The sequence below is a fragment of the Photobacterium japonica genome (assembly GCF_050337005.1).
Lineage (GTDB): Bacteria > Pseudomonadota > Gammaproteobacteria > Enterobacterales > Vibrionaceae > Photobacterium > Photobacterium japonica.
The window spans coordinates 88396-105424 of sequence record NZ_JAKJSN010000008.1 but is presented as its reverse complement, the minus strand read 5'-3'; the positions used below and the strand labels follow the sequence as shown (position 1 = coordinate 105424).

Annotated in this window: 10 protein-coding genes; 7 read left to right on the top strand and 3 right to left on the bottom strand. The window is 47.1% G+C overall.

Annotation, left to right across the window (positions count from 1 at the left end; translation table 11 throughout):
* Nucleotides 1-95 precede the first annotated feature (95 nt).
* A complete protein-coding gene (locus tag L4C36_RS01985; protein WP_428476108.1) occupies nucleotides 96-1553 on the bottom strand; it encodes a DUF3131 domain-containing protein in 1458 nt (485 codons plus the stop codon).
* Nucleotides 1554-2137: 584 nt separating this feature from the next.
* Between L4C36_RS01985 and L4C36_RS01980 the strand changes: the two genes are divergently transcribed.
* The 4 genes from L4C36_RS01980 (at nucleotide 2138) to L4C36_RS01965 (ending at nucleotide 7738) form a co-directional block, all read left to right on the top strand.
* The gene (locus tag L4C36_RS01980; protein WP_428476107.1) at nucleotides 2138-4267 is read left to right on the top strand and encodes a diguanylate cyclase; all 2130 of its coding nucleotides are present in this window, start codon (nucleotides 2138-2140) and stop codon (nucleotides 4265-4267) included.
* Between the two features lie 130 nt (nucleotides 4268-4397).
* Nucleotides 4398-6158: a type I secretion system permease/ATPase gene (locus tag L4C36_RS01975; RefSeq protein ID WP_428476106.1), complete on the top strand. Its 1761-nt coding sequence runs from the start codon at nucleotides 4398-4400 to the stop codon at nucleotides 6156-6158.
* The gene (locus L4C36_RS01970) at nucleotides 6151-7458 is read left to right on the top strand and encodes an HlyD family type I secretion periplasmic adaptor subunit (protein WP_428476105.1); all 1308 of its coding nucleotides are present in this window, start codon (nucleotides 6151-6153) and stop codon (nucleotides 7456-7458) included. Before L4C36_RS01975 ends, L4C36_RS01970 begins: the two co-directional genes overlap by 8 nt.
* Nucleotides 7459-7471: 13 nt before the next feature.
* A complete protein-coding gene (locus tag L4C36_RS01965; protein WP_428476104.1) occupies nucleotides 7472-7738 on the top strand; it encodes a hypothetical protein in 267 nt (88 codons plus the stop codon).
* 232 nt (nucleotides 7739-7970) lie between these two features.
* Here L4C36_RS01965 and L4C36_RS01960 read toward each other — a convergent pair whose 3' ends face one another.
* Together L4C36_RS01960 and L4C36_RS01955 are read right to left on the bottom strand one after the other, a co-directional pair.
* Entirely contained in the window at nucleotides 7971-12827 is a 4857-nt protein-coding gene (locus L4C36_RS01960) for a beta strand repeat-containing protein (protein ID WP_428476103.1), read from the bottom strand.
* Nucleotides 12828-13057: 230 nt separating this feature from the next.
* Nucleotides 13058-14047, bottom strand: coding sequence for a hypothetical protein (locus L4C36_RS01955; RefSeq protein ID WP_428476172.1), 990 nt, complete (start codon nucleotides 14045-14047; stop codon nucleotides 13058-13060).
* A gap of 226 nt (nucleotides 14048-14273) precedes the next feature.
* Between L4C36_RS01955 and L4C36_RS01950 the strand changes: the two genes are divergently transcribed.
* From L4C36_RS01950 to L4C36_RS01940, 3 genes are read left to right on the top strand one after another with little or no spacing between them, the layout of a single operon-like run.
* Nucleotides 14274-15533: a PP2C family protein-serine/threonine phosphatase gene (locus L4C36_RS01950; RefSeq protein ID WP_428476102.1), complete on the top strand. Its 1260-nt coding sequence runs from the start codon at nucleotides 14274-14276 to the stop codon at nucleotides 15531-15533.
* The gene (locus L4C36_RS01945; protein WP_428476101.1) at nucleotides 15485-15817 is read left to right on the top strand and encodes an STAS domain-containing protein; all 333 of its coding nucleotides are present in this window, start codon (nucleotides 15485-15487) and stop codon (nucleotides 15815-15817) included. The genes L4C36_RS01950 and L4C36_RS01945 overlap by 49 nt, the downstream gene beginning before the upstream one ends.
* 13 nt (nucleotides 15818-15830) lie before the next feature.
* Nucleotides 15831-17018, top strand: a complete 1188-nt coding sequence (locus tag L4C36_RS01940) for a nucleotidyltransferase family protein (RefSeq protein WP_428476100.1) — start codon at nucleotides 15831-15833, stop codon at nucleotides 17016-17018.
* Nucleotides 17019-17029: the final 11 nt, after the last annotated feature.

Here is a 17029-nt window from a genome sequence, read left to right as displayed (position 1 = left end):
TGGGAACGATAAACCCTATAATGCGAGTGGGTATTAATTTCTATGAAAAGGCATGTAACAGAATGACAGCTTGAAAAGTCGGGTGCGTGAAAGGACTATGGTGCGAGGATCAGCGGTTGATAGGCCCTATGTTTGTACCACAGCGCCGACAGAATAAAGGCGTTGGTATTGATGTTGAAGGCGAGATTGGGTGCCGCATCGCGGAGCACACCGGTCGGTATCGCGCGGTAAGGCAGACTGTTATCTATAACTTGTTGATGTAACTGTTGCCCAAAGGGATCCTCAGGAAACAGGACGCTGAAACCCAGCGCCATTTTATTGCTAAAAATTTGTGGATTTTCAATTGGCTTACCTCCGGGAGCCGTGCTCACCCACGCTCGCCCGTAAATGAAAATATTGTTATAGGAAAACCATGGCGCCTGATTGAGCGCGTCTTCAGCAAAAATCCACAAGGCTTTTTCTGATTGGGATTGTTTCTTGTGTAGGGTAAAGAGTGTATCGAGTTGATCCCACCATGCATCAGTACGCCCTAGTTCGATAGCATGTAAGACATACGGGTCGGAGGTAAAGTAGGGCAGATTACGCGTATCAATGTAGAGTGTATGACCGTTAAGTTGTGCTGTGGTGGTCGGTTCATCGGCAAACGCTTTGCGGACATCAAAGCCCGCCATATCAAATCCATGTGCAGTGTATTGCAAGTAGCCAAGGCGCCCTTCTTGTCGATAAAAGCGTTTGTATGACGTGTTTTTCTCACCATAGAGTGTTTGTTGGTGCACGGCGTCATCAAGCTGCCAGCGGGTCAAAATCGTTGTAATATCCGATTTTAATTGGGGTTTGTGTCGTGCGGTGATTTCCAGCCAAATGAGCAAGCGCCCAATGTCTAGCGCCGACCAGCCATTACCTTTTTGAGCGGTTTGGCTCATGCTGCCAGAAGGTTGTGCGGTGTGAGTGCTATATTCCCGATTAGGTAGTCGATTATCGTACAATACCAGTGATGATAAGGTATCTAGCGTACGCTGTATTTTAAGCTCGGTTTCTTCAGTGGAATACAAGCCGAGTCCTTCCAATGACAATATTGCCGACAGGCCGCTCGCAATGTCCCACATGGTGCTGTGTGGGTAGCCTTGTACCGAATTAATGAATCCGGTTTCTTCTTGCCAATTTCTATCAATGTAATATTGGGCTTTTTTTGCCAGTAGAAGTTCATCACGGCTTAAAGGGATTGTCTCATCTATCAGAGTGAGTACGTGGTTCGACAGTGGATGGGAAGGAACGTGATCTGTCGTATGTGGTTGTGTGTTTGATAATGCCGGAGTCAGGCTTTCGACGTGTGATTCTATGGGGGCGATCGGTGGGGCAATGGCACGGCGTTGAAACTCAATTTTAGGCGGTGCATCTTCTACGGCATCTTGGGTAATTGCACGGTGACCGTAAAAGCTAGGGGAGGCTGGTTCTTGATTGACTGGATCGGCAATGACCGCAAGGCTCATGATGCCTAATAGCAGGCCAAGTCCTTTGCGGAATAATGATAAATGGCACAATCCATCAGCCATTGACGCTCCAATGTCGTTGTAAAACAGTGTGATAACTTAACAGATTATAGTTAAAAAAGGGTACGGCGTATTTGATTTAATGGGGGGCTTCTTTGGTTCCCTCTCTGTTCTATGTGCAGTAGTCGGTAAAATTGTGAACGAACGCATCAAATTGCATGACATGTGGACTGTTATTAGTATCAAGGTGTGAAGTGCAATATGTGCTGAGGGAATGTTTATCGAGTGCATCAGTGTTTTGTTTCCGCTATCTACCTACACAGTGTGTTGTCTTACCGGCCTTCATTATTTTAATCGTTTACTCAATGACATTTCAGATTTTTTAAATTGTGATGTGTTGATGGCAACTCATTTTATAAATGTAATCATTATTACTTACGGTAAAAATCGTCATTATATGACGGGTGTGGTTAATAACTTGTAAATGCTTGTGGTTAATTGGTTTAAATGTCAGTATTCGCTTTAGTTCATAAACTGTTTAAATTATTATTAATAATCATATAAATATAAGCGATGTTGCAAGGTAATGTCTTTTTATCTCAATAAAGAAGCATTTCTTGCTGAAGATCGTGATGAAAGCCRTTAACGTGAAAAATACCAATATATTTTATAAAATGAAAAGCAAGAAGAGAGCATTATCAGTTATTGTCATCATTCTGTCGCTTGTTATAGGAGTGATTTCCTTTTGGTTTATGCTAAATAGGGATTACCAGAGCGCAACAGAACGTGATATGACGAGTAGCGTACCAAAAATATTGGTAGATAGCGTTAATGATGTGGTCAAAACAAATCCGACAGTCAGAAATGGTGATTACACAAAAGTCATTCAGAGAATCAAAGAAGAAAACTGGCTGAATAAAAAAAATAAGACAGTAAAGTTTTATAGCAATTTTTTGATTGGATACAGTGAATTAAATAAAGCAAAATATCATACGGCATTATCCTATTTAAATACCGCGAAAGAAAATATAGATAAAGCTATAGATAATGATATCAAAGTACGCTTCTACTATGAGTTGAGCTATGTACAACTTCATTTGAAGTTAATGAAAATGTCTAACGATAGCTTTAATAAAGTGGAACCACTCTATCATGGTAATAGTAATATTAACCTATTGATCCCTATTCTGGTTTCACGAGCTTACGATTTGTCCCATACGGATGATGGAATTGAATTAGCTATCTTACAAACAGAAAAGACATTAGCTTTAGCCAAATCAACTAACTATGAAAAAATTGAGCATGTGTATTATACGCTAGGGCTAAACTATTGGAATGGAAATCAAATAGTTAAAGGGATTAACTATAAAATCAAAGCCATAGAGCTCTATATGAATAAGAACAAGCATACTGATGTTGTTTTTATTCTAACGGATATTGGAATTGATTATCTGCTCATCGGTGATATTAAAAATGCGATACACTATTTAACCCGCGCATTGGACTATAAATTGGTAGGTGAAGGACCCGGTGGAGAGTCAGCATACTATATTGCTAATCAGCTTTATACTGCCTATTCCTTACAAGGTGATTTAGTCAATGCGGAAAAATACCTGAACTTAGCTAAAGTTAAGGTGGAAAAAATTGAACGTAAATATGTGAAAGATAACCATACAACCTATCTTCATCTCATCACGGCAGATTTTTATTCACGTCTGAATAAGCATGACAATGCATTGGAACAAATCATTATAGCCGATGAACGGTACCATAGTGGATTAGCGTCTAAAATATATCATTTTGATATTAAGTTAAATATTGCTTTCGGTGATATCTATCGTAGAAATCAGGATTATAATAAATCAATTAAGTATTATAAACGCGCAGAGATGTTGATTAATCAGCGTGATGTTTTTTACCTCAAAGATGATATTAACCATATGCTTTATCTGAGTTATAAAGCAATTGGTAATACGTCACTAACCATTTATTATCTTGAAAAAAGTAATGCAATAATCAAGAAACAGCGTGACGATCATAATGAACAATATTCTCAGTACATATTTGGCGAGTTTGAAACAAAACGAAAGGAAAATGAAATAGACAAATTGGAACAACAATCTGAAATATCGAAACTTTCATTGTTATTTTTATTTTTCATACTATGTGGCGTAATGTTTTTTGCCTTTATGTTGAAATATAAAAATAAAAAAATTGTTGAGCTAAATAAATCACTCGCGATGATGAGCTTTACCGATGGCCTGACTGCTGTTTCAAATCGACATGCGCTAGAGCAGTTATGGCAAACATGGGAAACATCCGCCAGTAGTCAAGGTGAAACTTGCTCTATCATTATGATAGATATAGATTATTTCAAAAAATACAATGACCACTATGGCCATCATGAAGGCGATCAAACGCTGAAAGCGGTCGCGCAAGCATTGCAAGGGTGTTGCCGTAAAGAGGACTTTTTTGGTCGCTACGGTGGGGAGGAGTTCATTTTTGTGTTGCCAGATACTGATAAAGAGACAGCGATATCCATCGTTAGGGATCGTATCCAGCAGGCAGTAGCCGCGTTAAAAATTCGCCATGAAACGTCAGAGGTGAATGAATATCTCACTTTAAGTGTAGGTATTGCAACGGGGAAAAATCTCCCAATAGGCGCACATGAGACGTTGATCCATTGGGCGGATAAAGGTTTATATCTAGCAAAAGAACAGGGACGAAATGGCTTTGTGCATCTTGATTTCTCACCGACGGAGGATGATCGAGGGTAGCCACATCGAGCGATGAACTGAATTTGAGTAAGGCAATGAAAGTGGGTAGTTTCAACGCCTAGGCTGCCTATTTTTATGTGCATTCATGTCTATACTTTATGTATTGCGAACAAAGACGTGGAGCAGCAACGTGGACAAGGACAAGTACAGCCAGGCGATAAGCGCCTGTAAAAGGGATATTCTGTTTGTTGCCTTGTTTAGTTTGGCCATTAATTTCTTAGTGCTCAGTTTACCCATTTACAGTTTACAGTTGTTTGATCGGGTGCTGGGCAGTGGCAGTCTCGACACATTGCTCGCGCTTTTTGTGATAGTGGTGGGGTTGCTGACCGCGCAAGCGGTGATAGAGCATGTTAGAACCTTATTATTACAGCGATCTGGATTGAAGTTGGATGCGGCTTTGAACGCTGATTTACTCGCTGATAGTATTCGTGATTCCTCTCAGAAAAACCGTATTGAAAAAAAGGGGTTACAAGATTTGGCCGAGTTGCGTCAGTTATTGGTGACGCCATCTACATCGGCCATTTTTGATATTCCGTGGGTGCCGTTGTTTCTTCTCATTTTGTTCCTCTTACATCCTTATATCGGGTTGGTTGCGTGTATCGGCAGTGCGATTTTTTGCGTACTGGCAGTGATCATGCTTTACACCGCAAAAGATTCCACGGATGCGGTGAAAGCTCAGGGTAATAAAACCAGCATGGAGTTAAACGACTTTTTGCGTAATGCCCCTATGTTGCGCGCAATGGGGATGGCGGAGAGCATTGGGCGCCTGTGGAGTCAGCGCAATGCACAGTTGTTAATGATGCAATGGGGGCTTAACGCAAAAACGGGTCAATTGTTAGCACTCAGTCGGTATTTTCGGTCGCTGTTGCAAGCGATTATTCTTACTGTTGGGGTTGTGTTAGTGCTGCAAAATGCACTGGGGGCAGGGGCCATTATTGCCAGTTCCATTATTATGGCGCGTGTCTTATCACCGTTTGAACAAGCGGTAACTGGCTGGAAAACGTGGCTGAGTGCTTACCGTGCTTATCAGCGTCTTAAGGCGTACCCAACGCATCAGAGAGCAGTCAATAAAACGGCATTACCAGCACCGAAAGGTGAGTTGTTACTGCATAACGTCGGTCTGCGTTTTCGTCATATGAATGAACCGGTGCTGCAAAATATTAGTTTTAAACTCGGGGCGGGTAATGCGCTGGCCATTATGGGTAACAGCGGGTCGGGTAAATCAACCTTGGCTGCGCTGATCATGGGGATCCACCAGCCTACAATGGGTAGCATTAAAATTGATGGCGCAGCGATTGCACTTTGGCCAGAAGCGCAATTTGGACAATCGATTGGGTATTTACCCCAGGAAGTCGGGCTGCTGGCCGGGACGGTCGGGGAGAATATTTGCCGTTTCTCGGGGGCTGAATCAAACGATATTATCCATGCGGCGCGGTTGGCTTGTATCCATGAGTTGATTATTTCACTGCCACAGGGGTATGACACCTATTTGGGCGAAGGTGGTGTGCAGTTATCTGGTGGTCAGAAGCAGCGGATAGGGTTAGCGCGAGCCATTTTTTCGAATCCCAGTGTGTTGGTGTTGGATGAGCCTAATTCCAATTTGGATCCGGAAGGTGAAGTGGCATTAGCCATTGTGTTGCAGTACTGCAAAGAACACAGTATCACCGTGATCATGATTAGCCATCGTCCAGGGTTCCTGCGTCAGATGGATTGGGTCATTGTGCTGAAAGACGGCAAGATAGAGAAAGCCGGTACGTGCGATCAATTCCTCGGCAATGTGAGTGAAGTGGTGGGGGATACCTCTGCGTTAAAAGCGGCAGGAAAAGGTGGAAAATCGGCATCATCAAGCGCGCGGACTGCAACGACAAAGAAGGAAGCCCAACATGGATAATGCCACCTTTAGCACTCGTAAACTCATCGTGTTTGGCTGTGTGTTTATTGCTATCACCGTCGGGGGCTTTTTGTTTTGGGCGATGACGGCCAAACTGAGTGCGGCCACCATCGCCCCCGGTACCTTAGTGGTGGAGTCTCAACGGAAAAAAGTGCAGCACTTGCAAGGCGGCTGGGTAAAAGCCATTCATGTGCGGGAAGGCCAGCATGTGAAGACAGGGGATGTGTTGTTGGAGTTGGCAAACAGTAAAGCGGAGGCAGATTTTCATCGTTTGCGTTTAAAAGCGATGGCGTTACAAGCGCAGCGTCTTCGTTTGCAAGCCGAGTTGGATGATGCCTCTCATGTTGATTGGCGCGGATTTCAGACCGAGAATGCGTCACCCGATGTGGAGATTGCACGTAATAACATCCTGAATGCGCAGCAGTTACAGTTTCAGCAGTCGGTGATGCGGTTGTCATTGCAAGAAAGCCAATATCAACAGCGTAAGTTAGTGCTTGATGAGCAATTGCGCGGTGTGCGTTTTCAGTTGAAGGCCATCACGCGTCAGCTGAGCTTGGTCAATCAAGAGATCCGTATGACGGCAAAACTGTTGGAAAAAGGGTTTGTGTCAAAAACACGGATGCTGGAATTACAGCGTCACCAAGCGGGTATTGAGGCACAAGCCGCAGAATTAAAAGCCGAACAAGAAGTGTTAGGTGGGCAGTTGCGATCGTTAGATCAAGAGTACGAAGCGGATCAATTTGAAACGGATAAGCAATTGGCAACAGAGTTGGCGGCATTGGATGCCCAGTGGCGTGATGTAAAGCAATCGTTGAAGGCTGCCAAAGATGTGAGGGAGCGCGTTACAATCCGTAGCGAGCATACAGGTACCATTGTTGGCTTAAATGTGCATACCGTTGGTGGCGTGATCAATGCCGGAGATGTGATTCTGGAAATTGTACCAGACAGTGATGAGTTGATTGTGGAAGCGCTGGTCAGCCCGCAAGACATTGATGTGGTATATGACGGTTTACAGGCGAAAGTGCGGCTAAGTGCTTACAACGTACGTCGAACACCCCCCGTAACTGGCGAAGTGATCCATGTGGCTGCAGACAGGGTAAATCTATCAAATGACAAGCAGCCGACGGGGTACTGGGTGAAAGTGCGCTTAAACAACGCGGAAATTGCGAAATTAGAGTCCATTAAGTTATACCCGGGAATGCCAACGGAAGTGTTTATTTTACTCGAGCAACAAACACTGTGGGAGTATTTTACTGCACCGCTGTTTAATTCGTATTATCGCGCATTTCGAGAATCATAAGCTGGAGGGGGAAATGGAATTGACCACGTGGTTTTGGTTTGGCTTTTATCTGATATTTTTTTTCATTTCATCAGCGATTGGCTATCAAAAAGGGCACTTCATTGCCGGTGTGTTATTGGGGTATGTGCTGGGACCTATAGGGGCACTGCTGATGTATTTCAGTAAAGATAAAAAGCACATTGTCTGTGGGGCTTGTCAGGCGGAAATCCATCATAAATCTTACTATTGCCCGAAATGTAATGCGAAAGTCAGGGGGCAGGTAAAACACCTTGTAAAATGACTCTCCAGGTATACGCTGCAGGATGAAGTCTCATCTCATATTATCTCTCATCCAGGTTGGACATCATTGACCGCTTGGATGACCTCCCTAAAAGTACTCATGCTTTTTAGAACCATTTTTTGAATCTTGTTTGAATCGAATGTCATAAAAATGGCAATTGTTGATTTTCAGCGGCAGTCTGGGTGAGAAAAAGCCCGGACTGGCCGGGCTTGAATCGGTTCATGCGGGTGGACTAGATATCACCGCCGTTAAAGCTAATGTCTTCACTGTCGTTATCACTCCAGATGGTGACTTCTTTCCCATCGCTATTCGTGAAGGTATAGCCTTGTAGAGACTGCGTATCAATGTTGCTGGCTTCGTAGACCCCTTGTAGTCCTTCTGGCATATCAGTGGTATTGGCTGTGAGTTCCCAACCAAATCCTTCGAGATCCAGCTTGGTAGCACCCGTGGTAATAAATTGGGCGTTACTGTCTTCGGCGGTGTTGTTGGCCAAGATTTTATCCAGTCCCAGCTTCAGTTCTGCATCGGTTGCGGTGATCACCGCCCCTTCGATTTCTTGGTAAGCCGTCGCTGTCATGTCGATGATCTGACTGTCGCCATCACTGCCTACACTTAATATATCGAAGCCGGATCCACCACTGAAGTGAACCGTGGAACCGTCTGAACCTGCAATGTCATCCCTATCAAAGATGAGGGTGTCATTGCCGCTGCCGGCAAACAGTTGGTCAATACCGCTGCCTCCATCTAGGGTGTCATTGCCGTCTTGACCGAACAGTAAATCACTCCCTGCATCACCGCTGAGCGTGTCATCACCGATCCCGCCATCAAGGGTGTCATCGTTATTCCCCCCCGCGAGGGTATCATCGCCTTCACCACCAGAAAGGGTGTCGTTACCGGAACCCCCGCTAAGACGGTCATCCCCCAGATCCCCGTATAAGGTGTCAGTGCCGCTGTCGCCAAATAACTTGTCGTCGCCGGTGGCACCAAACAGCGTGTCGTCATTGTTACCACCACGTAAGGTATCGTTGCCGTCTCCGCCATACAGGGTGTCGTCACCGCTATCGCCTTTGAGAAGGTCGTTCCCGGCTTCCCCGTACAGAAGGTCATTACCGCTGCCGCCATAGAGGCTATCGTTACCTTCGCCACCGGTGATGGTGTCATTGCCGGCTTCACTGTACAGTTTGTCATTGCCGAGCCCACCCACGACGTGGTCATCACCATCACCAGCCTTGAGTGTATCGTTGCCTTCTCCGCCCTCAAGGCGATCGGTACCGCTGCCTGTGATGATAGTGTCGTTACCCAATCCACCAAGAACGGTGTTGTCGCCGTTACCGGCATTGACGGTATCATTATCATCACCGGCATCAATCACATCATTGCCGTCGCCGGTGATGATACTATCGACCCCTTCGCCCGCAAAGACGGTATTATTCCCATCACCCAGCGTAATAGTGTCATCCCCGCCGCTGAGCTCATTGACGGTATTGTTGCCGTCGCCTGCAATCAGAATATCGTCACCGCTGCCGCCATCTAAGGTGTTGTCACCGTCGCCAGCATCTAATGTATCGTTACCGTCATTCCCTTGGAGATCGTCGTTACCGGCAAAGGTTTCAATTTTGTCGTCGCCGATCCCGCCATCGACGATATCGCGGTCTATCCCACCATAAATCGTATCGTCACCGGCATCGCCTGACAGGGTATTGGTGCCCGATGTGCCATGCAGTTCATCATCGCCATCGCCGCCGGAGAGGGTGTCGTTGCCTTCACCCGCAAAGAGTTTGTCATCACCGGTTCCGCCGCGCAGGGTATCGTTACCGGCACCACCGATGAGTAAATCGACACCGTCGTTACCGTCGAGTACATCATTGCCTTCGCCGCCGTCAAGCATGTCGTCACCGGCGCCGCCATCCAGCGCATCATTACCGGCTGCACCATAGAAGGTGTCTGTGCCGTCACCCGCTACCACGGTGTCGTTGCCTTCACCGCCAAATAAGGTGTTATCGCCCGATCCTAAATCAATGGTGTTCGCGCCGCTTTCCCCATACACCGTATCATCACCATCGCCGGCCGTGATGGTGTCATTGCCGCTTCCCGCAAACAGGGTGTCATTGCCGCCACCGCCCGTAATGGTATCGTCATCGGCCCCGCCGTAGAGTGTATCGCTGGCGTCACTCCCGATTAAGGTATCGTCGCCTTCGCCGCCAAAGATTTGGTGACTGCCGCCAACTGCAGCGATCAAGGTATCGTCACCGCCTTCACCGAGTACCGTATCGGTGCCGTCATCGGTGATTTGGTCATTACCGTCACCCCCTGCGAGGTAGTCGGCACCAGCGCCACCGATCAAGGTATCCGCCCCCGCACCACCAAAGAGGGCATCATTGCCATCGCCCCCCATAATGGTGTCGTCACCAGCACCAGCATCAATATGGTCATCACCGGTACCGGCATCAATGTTGTCATCGCCATCGCCGGAAAAGATTTGGTCGATGCCCTCACCGGTTGAGATGGTATCGGCATTGATCCCGCCATACACCAAGTCATCACCTAGGCCGGTGTCAATGGTATTGGCACCGGCTTCACCGTATACCGTGTCATTGCCTTCACCGGTCGAGATCGTATCGTTATCCACTCCGGCATAGACGATGTCATCGCCTTTGCCGGTATCGATGGTGTTGCTGCCTGATTCGCCATATACCGTATCGTCACCGTCACCGGCATCGATACGGTCATCACCGCTGCCAGCAAAAAGAATATCGTCACCAGCATTGGCGGTGAGGGTATCGTTACCTGCACCACCACTGAGAATGTCATTCAGATCAGCACTGACGAGGGTGTCATCGCCACTTTCACCATACAGTTGTGAAACTCCTTCGCCGCCATCTAGGGTGTCATTACCGGCCCCCCCTGTAAGCACGTCATCACCCAGGCCACCCGTTAATTGGTCATTACCCGTACCGCCGACGAGGGTATCGTTGCCAATGCCACCATCGAGTTGATCATCACCGGTTCCGCCGAGTAAAACATCATTGCCTTCGCTGCCAGTGAGCACATCATTGCCAGCGGCACCTTCAAGGGTGTCATCGCCCATGTTACCGATGAGCGTATCGTTATCGGCACCGCCGTGGAGGTAATCATTTTCGACGGAGCCCGTCAGAACATCATCACCTTCACCGCCGTAGAGTGTAGAGGCGTTGGCGCCGGCATTAAGGGTATCGTCGCCGCCTTCACCAAAGAGCTGATTGTTGCCGGATTGGCCTTCAATCACGTCATCGCCTGCACCCGCATAAATAGCGTCATCACCGGCACCTGCGGCAATGTTATCGGCGCCGTCACCTGTGAATACTTGGTCATTCCCCGCACCCGCGGTAATGGTGTCGTCGCCATTGCCGGTGTACAGGCTATCGTGTCCTGAGCCAGACAAAATCGTATTTTGGCCGTCACCGGCATACACGGTGTTGTCGCCGTCCCCGGCATCTATATTGTCATCACCACCTTCGGCATAGACAGTATCACTGTCGGCACCGGTATCGATGGTATTGTCCCCCGCACCGGCGAATACGACGTCTGCACCATCGCCAGTATCAATGTTATCGTTTCCGGCATCGGTGTAGACAATGTCATTGCCATCGCCAGCCGTAATGGTGTTATTGCCGCTTTCCCCGTAAAGGGTGTCGTTACCTATGCCGCCATCAATGACATCATCTCCGTCACCGGCAAAGACAAAATCATCCCCAGCACCGGCAATAATGGTGTCATCGCCTTCATTCGCATGAAGGTGATCATTCCCTTCGCCGCCGTCTAATTGGTCGTTGCCTTCACCGCCATACAAGAAGTCGTGGCCTTCGCCCCCGGTCAGTGTGTCATCGCCGAGGCCACCAAAGACCAAATCGTCACCTGTTCCGCCATCGACAATATCGTTACCTAACTCGCCATACACTTGGTCATTGCCTTCACCACCCGTCACGTGGTCGTCATCATCACCCCCGAGCAAGAGGTCATCGCCACTGCCACCGCTAATGTCATCATTGCCAGTGCCCCCCATAATGAAGTCATCGCCATCATTACCGCTGAGCGTATCTATACCAGCATCACCATGAATTTCATCGTTACCCTCACCGCCTGATGCCGTGTCATCACCCAGGCCGCCGAACAGTTTATCGGCCCCCGCATCACCACTCAGTACATCGTCGCCGTCATCGCCAAGTAAAATATCGGCGCCCGTACCACCAGAGATCGTATCGTCGCCCAGCTCACCAAGCAGTGTGTCATCGCCTTCTCCACCGAACAGGGTGTCATTGCCATCACTGCCGAGTAGCGTGTCGGCCCCTTCGTCACCATACAGGGTGTCATCGGCGTTCCCCCCAATCAGCACGTCATCGCCGCTGCCGCCGTGAAGGGTGTCGCTGTTAATGTCGCCATCAAGGAAATCATTGCCTTCGCCACCGAAAAGGGTATCCGCCCCTTGTTGACCGAAGATCGTATCGTCGCCTTCGCCGCCAGTAATGGTGTCGTCGTAGATGTTGTTCGCGACAATGCTGACGGTGTCAATATCCGTAATGGGATCGCCATTGCCGTCGCTAAGTTGGAAGCCAATCAGGTCATCGGTGCCAAATTGGTCATGGGTATAGATGTAATCTAGCGAAATAGAGCCATCCGGATTGACCGTGGCGGGCACGCTATCAACCACTTGACCATTTTCATCCACCAGTTCAACGGTGACGGCAGAATAGGTCGCGGTCGTGGTGAACGTGGTATTGATGAGGCCGCTGTTATCGACCAGATAATTACCAAGGCGGGCGCTATGGGTGATCGATTCATTGCTATCTTCTGAAGCTTTGTATTGATAGACCTGCTGCGCGGTACCCCAATTATCGGTTGGTGCGGGGTCTGCGGGCGCATCATCTGTGTATTCAAGATCGCCGAACAGGGTGTCATTCCCTTCATTTCCCGCGAGGGTGTCACTCCCTTCGCCGCCAACGACATAATCATCACCGGCTTTGGCGGTGACATCATCACTGCCTGCGCGCACATTGATGTTGTCATCCTTATCGGTTCCAGTAACAGCATCGTTGAATTTCGTTCCTTCCATATAGTGCCTCGCTTGCTGGTATGCCGGTTAAGTTCTGAAAATGTGCACGTTATGTGCCCTCGTCATCTTCGTTGGCATGGTTGCTGGTAGGGTGGCGCACACAAAATTCGTAAAAAGAATGTCATATGCAACAAAACCATTATTGGTCATAAATGAAGGATAGACGGATAAATAGACGGCAATGCCTATTTTTATTTACTTACAGGAGCAATATGACACTACGCTCAAATTTAAAAGGCGAAAGAGTAGGAAAGGGTGATTGCACCGTCTTTGAAGCGACCGGTTTCTTCCCCACGATCAGAAGGGTGCCAGCGGTTACCGGAATAGTTGTTGTATTGCAATGTAATGCTGCCCGGTCGCCAGTCAAAGTAGCCGAAACCGTAGGTGAAATCAGGGTTCCAAGGTTGTTTTTGATTGCTGTCGAAGTAATAGAACGCCGTGCCGTTGACGTACCAGTTGCCGACGATGGCATATTTACAGCCCAAGCTAAGGGTTTTATGGCCGGTCTTGTAAGTGGTCGAGGCCAGATCAAAAAATTCTGGCGTGTAGTTGAAGTCGAGTTGGCAGCCAATGGCGCCGTCGTCTGTCGCAGACAGCCAATCAATGAAAGGTGCCGTAATGGGAAATTTCCAACCTAATGACCATGTGCCTTGGCGAAATTCCGTGATGGGTTGTTCATCGGTTGCTTTGAAACGGTTACCGCCATAGTTGGCATATACCAGGCTGAGAGTATAGGGGCGCCAGTCACTGTAACCAAAAACATACGTGAAATCAGGGTTCCAAGGTTGCTGCTGATCGCCATCGAAATAGTAATAGAAGGTGCCAGAAATAAACCAGTTACCCAATAGGGTGTATTTGAGCGACAGCGTTGCGGTGGCATTGTTGTTGGTGGGGCCAGTGGTGGCATTGGCGGGGATATTGGCCGCCGGTGTCGACAAAAGTGGGTAACCGGCCCCGATATTGCCACTTAGGCCGTGTAGAAATGTTTTATCTGCCGTGTCTTCCCATTCCTCAAAAGGCAGCGTAAAGGAGCTAGAAACGCCTTTCCAGATTAATGCTGTTTCAGAGGAGGAGATGACCTCATCATGATCAACGGTTGAGCCTTGTGTGAGGGAGGGCGACTGTGGTGAAGGGGCGTGTTTACGCGTTTCTGTCAGGTAGTTATCCGCATGACAGGGGATCGAAAATGACAGAAAGAGAAGAAGTGGCCAACGCGTAATGTACACAGTTATTCCTTAACGTGAGTGTGATGAACAGTTCTATCATCTTTTTTTTTGATCATGTAAACAAAAACTGCCTAATTCTTTGTTGCTGCTTGTAAAGGTTACTAGACTTCATGGTATATGTGAATGGTTTGATATATGTGTTGACAGAATATAAATAGATAAGCAACATGTTGATTATATTGTTTTAGTATTGAATTATCTTTAATCGATGGTGAGTGGTATGCCCAAGATCCTACTCGTAGATGACAACCGAACTATTTTGCTGATGCTGAAAACGCAGTTAACAAAGCGGGGGTATGAGATCACGACGGCCAGTGATGGTGCGCAAGCATTAGCCATTTTGGCAGAAAGGGAAGATATTCAATTCGTACTGAGTGATTGGATGATGCCGGAAATTGACGGTATTGAACTGTGTCGGCGGGTGAAATCCGCCGATTATGCGCGATACCTGTTTTTTGTGTTGCTTTCCGGTAAAGACGACCAAGCCTCCATCATTAATGGGATCAATGCTGGGGCTGATGATTTTGTGGTGAAAAACACGCACATCGATGAGTTAACTGCACGTATTCAGGCCGGATTTCGAACATTAGCGCTTCATAATGAGATAACCAGTAAGAAACACCAGTTAGATAAAGCCTACGCCACCATTAAGAAAGATTTGGAATCGGCAGGTGAACTGCTGCAACGCTTGTTACCCCAAGAGAAAAAGCTGGCAGGTGTCGAGTTAAGTTACGTCTCGATCCCCAGTGCGCAAATTGGCGGTGACATGTTGGGTTACATGCAACTCGACGAAGATAATGTCGCGTTTTACTTGTTGGATGTCGCTGGTCACGGCGTGTCATCGGCATTAATGTCTTTTTCGGTACAGCAAAGTATTTCCGTGAATTCAGATAAAGGGTCGGTCGTTAAAACCGCGTCATCTGAGCCGCCCTATTATCGGTTAAATGCCCCCCATGAAGTATTGAGTCGCTTAAATGAACTGTATTTGAGCGGGGCTGAGAACATGCTCTATTTCACCATGGTGTACGCCACGTTAAATGTGAAAAGTGGCAAATTGGCGTTTGCGGTAGCGGGTCATCCACCCTTGGTGTGGTTGCATGCCAATACGGGACAAGCTGAATTTATAGGACAAGACAGTTTCGTGGTGGGGGCGTTCGATTTTGCTGAATTTGAAACGGCATATATTCAGCTCGAGCCTGGCGATAAAGTATGGATTTACTCTGACGGCATTACCGAAGCTGAAAATGGGGCGATGCAGTTTTCTGAGCCGCGGTTTAAAGATTTAGTTGTGTCATTAAAAGATCACCCAACCTCTGTGCAGACAGAGCTCTTGGTCAACAGTGTTCGTGATTGGCAACAGGCTGATAATTTTGATGATGATATCAGCGTGATGGCTGTTGAATGGACAGGATACCCAGAAGGAGAGCAAGCATGCAATATGAAATTATCCACAAAGGTCAGTGCACAATTCTACAAGTAAAAGAAGCGCGATTTGATGCCAAACTGGCACCTGCATTTCGCAGCGTGGTTGAAGAACACTCTGAAGCTATTGGTCATCACCTTGTACTGGAGTTGACAGATGTGCGTTTCATGGACAGTAGTGGCCTAGGGGCGGTGATGGCCGTGTATAAAATGCTACGTGGTAAGAAAATCAGTGTGGTGAACCCACAACGTCCGGTTCGCGAATTACTGAAACTCACACGCATGGATAAATTGATCACACATTACGACAGTGTCGATATCGCATTGGATGCATTGGCATAACAAGGAGCTTGCAATGAAAGGGATGATCCTCGCAGCAGGTAAAGGTACACGCGTTAAACCGATCACGCATACCATTCCAAAACCCATGATCCCTATTTTGGGTAAGCCGGTGATGGAATCCATGATTCAATTATTTGCTGCCCACGGCATTGATAAGATCGTAGTCAATACCAGCCACTTAGCCGAAGTGATTGAGAATTATTTCAGTGATGGCCACCACTTTAATGTGCAGTTGTCCTACTCCTATGAAGGGGAAATGGTTGACGGTAAATTTGTCAGCAAAGCGTTAGGCTCTGCGGGCGGCATGCGAAAAATTCAGGATTTTTCAGGCTTCTTCGACGAAACCTTTGTGGTGGTGTGTGGTGATGCATGGATTGATCTTGATTTGACGGAAGCGGTAAAACGCCATAAAGCCAAAGGGGGCATGGCCACAATCGTTACCCGTGAAGTGCCTTTGGAAGAAGTCTGCAAATACGGTGTCGTCGTGACCGATGACACAGGAAAAGTCACCAGTTTCCAAGAAAAACCCGCTATTGAAGATGCGCTATCGACAGAGATCAACACAGGTATCTATATCTTCGAGCCAGAGATTTTCAATTATATCCCGAGCGAGCAAGAATACGATATTGGCAGTGAACTGTTTCCTGCTTTAGTGGCGAATAACGTCGATTTTTATGCCACAAGTATGGATTTTCAATGGCTAGATGTCGGTAATATTAGTGACATTTGGGGTGTCACCAGTGAAATATTACATGGAAAAGTACCGGGTTACCCTATTCCTGGCACGCAAGTGAAGCCCGGTATTTGGGTCGGTATCAATACCGTCTTTAATGAAAATAATTGCCAAGTCATTCCGCCAGTGATCATTGGCAGCGGTTGTGAAATACAGCCGAATGTTGTGCTAGAAGGCCCAGTGGTTATCGGTGCTAATTGTAAAATAGAAAGTGGTGCTGAAATAAAACAGAGTCTCGTCAGTGACTATATTCATGTTGCCGGTGCGGCTTACGTGGATAATAAAACCGTATTTGGTGACTACTTCATTAGCCATGATGGGTATATCCAGTCTTTATCCGAACTGGATGCCGTGCATATGTTGAAAGACAGACGACAAACTCAAGCGATGGTTGGCAGCATCGGTAGCATACCAACTTATGTTCCATCTAATCCGGCTAGTACAGAGGAAGATATTTTAAATCAATAGGAGCTTGCCTA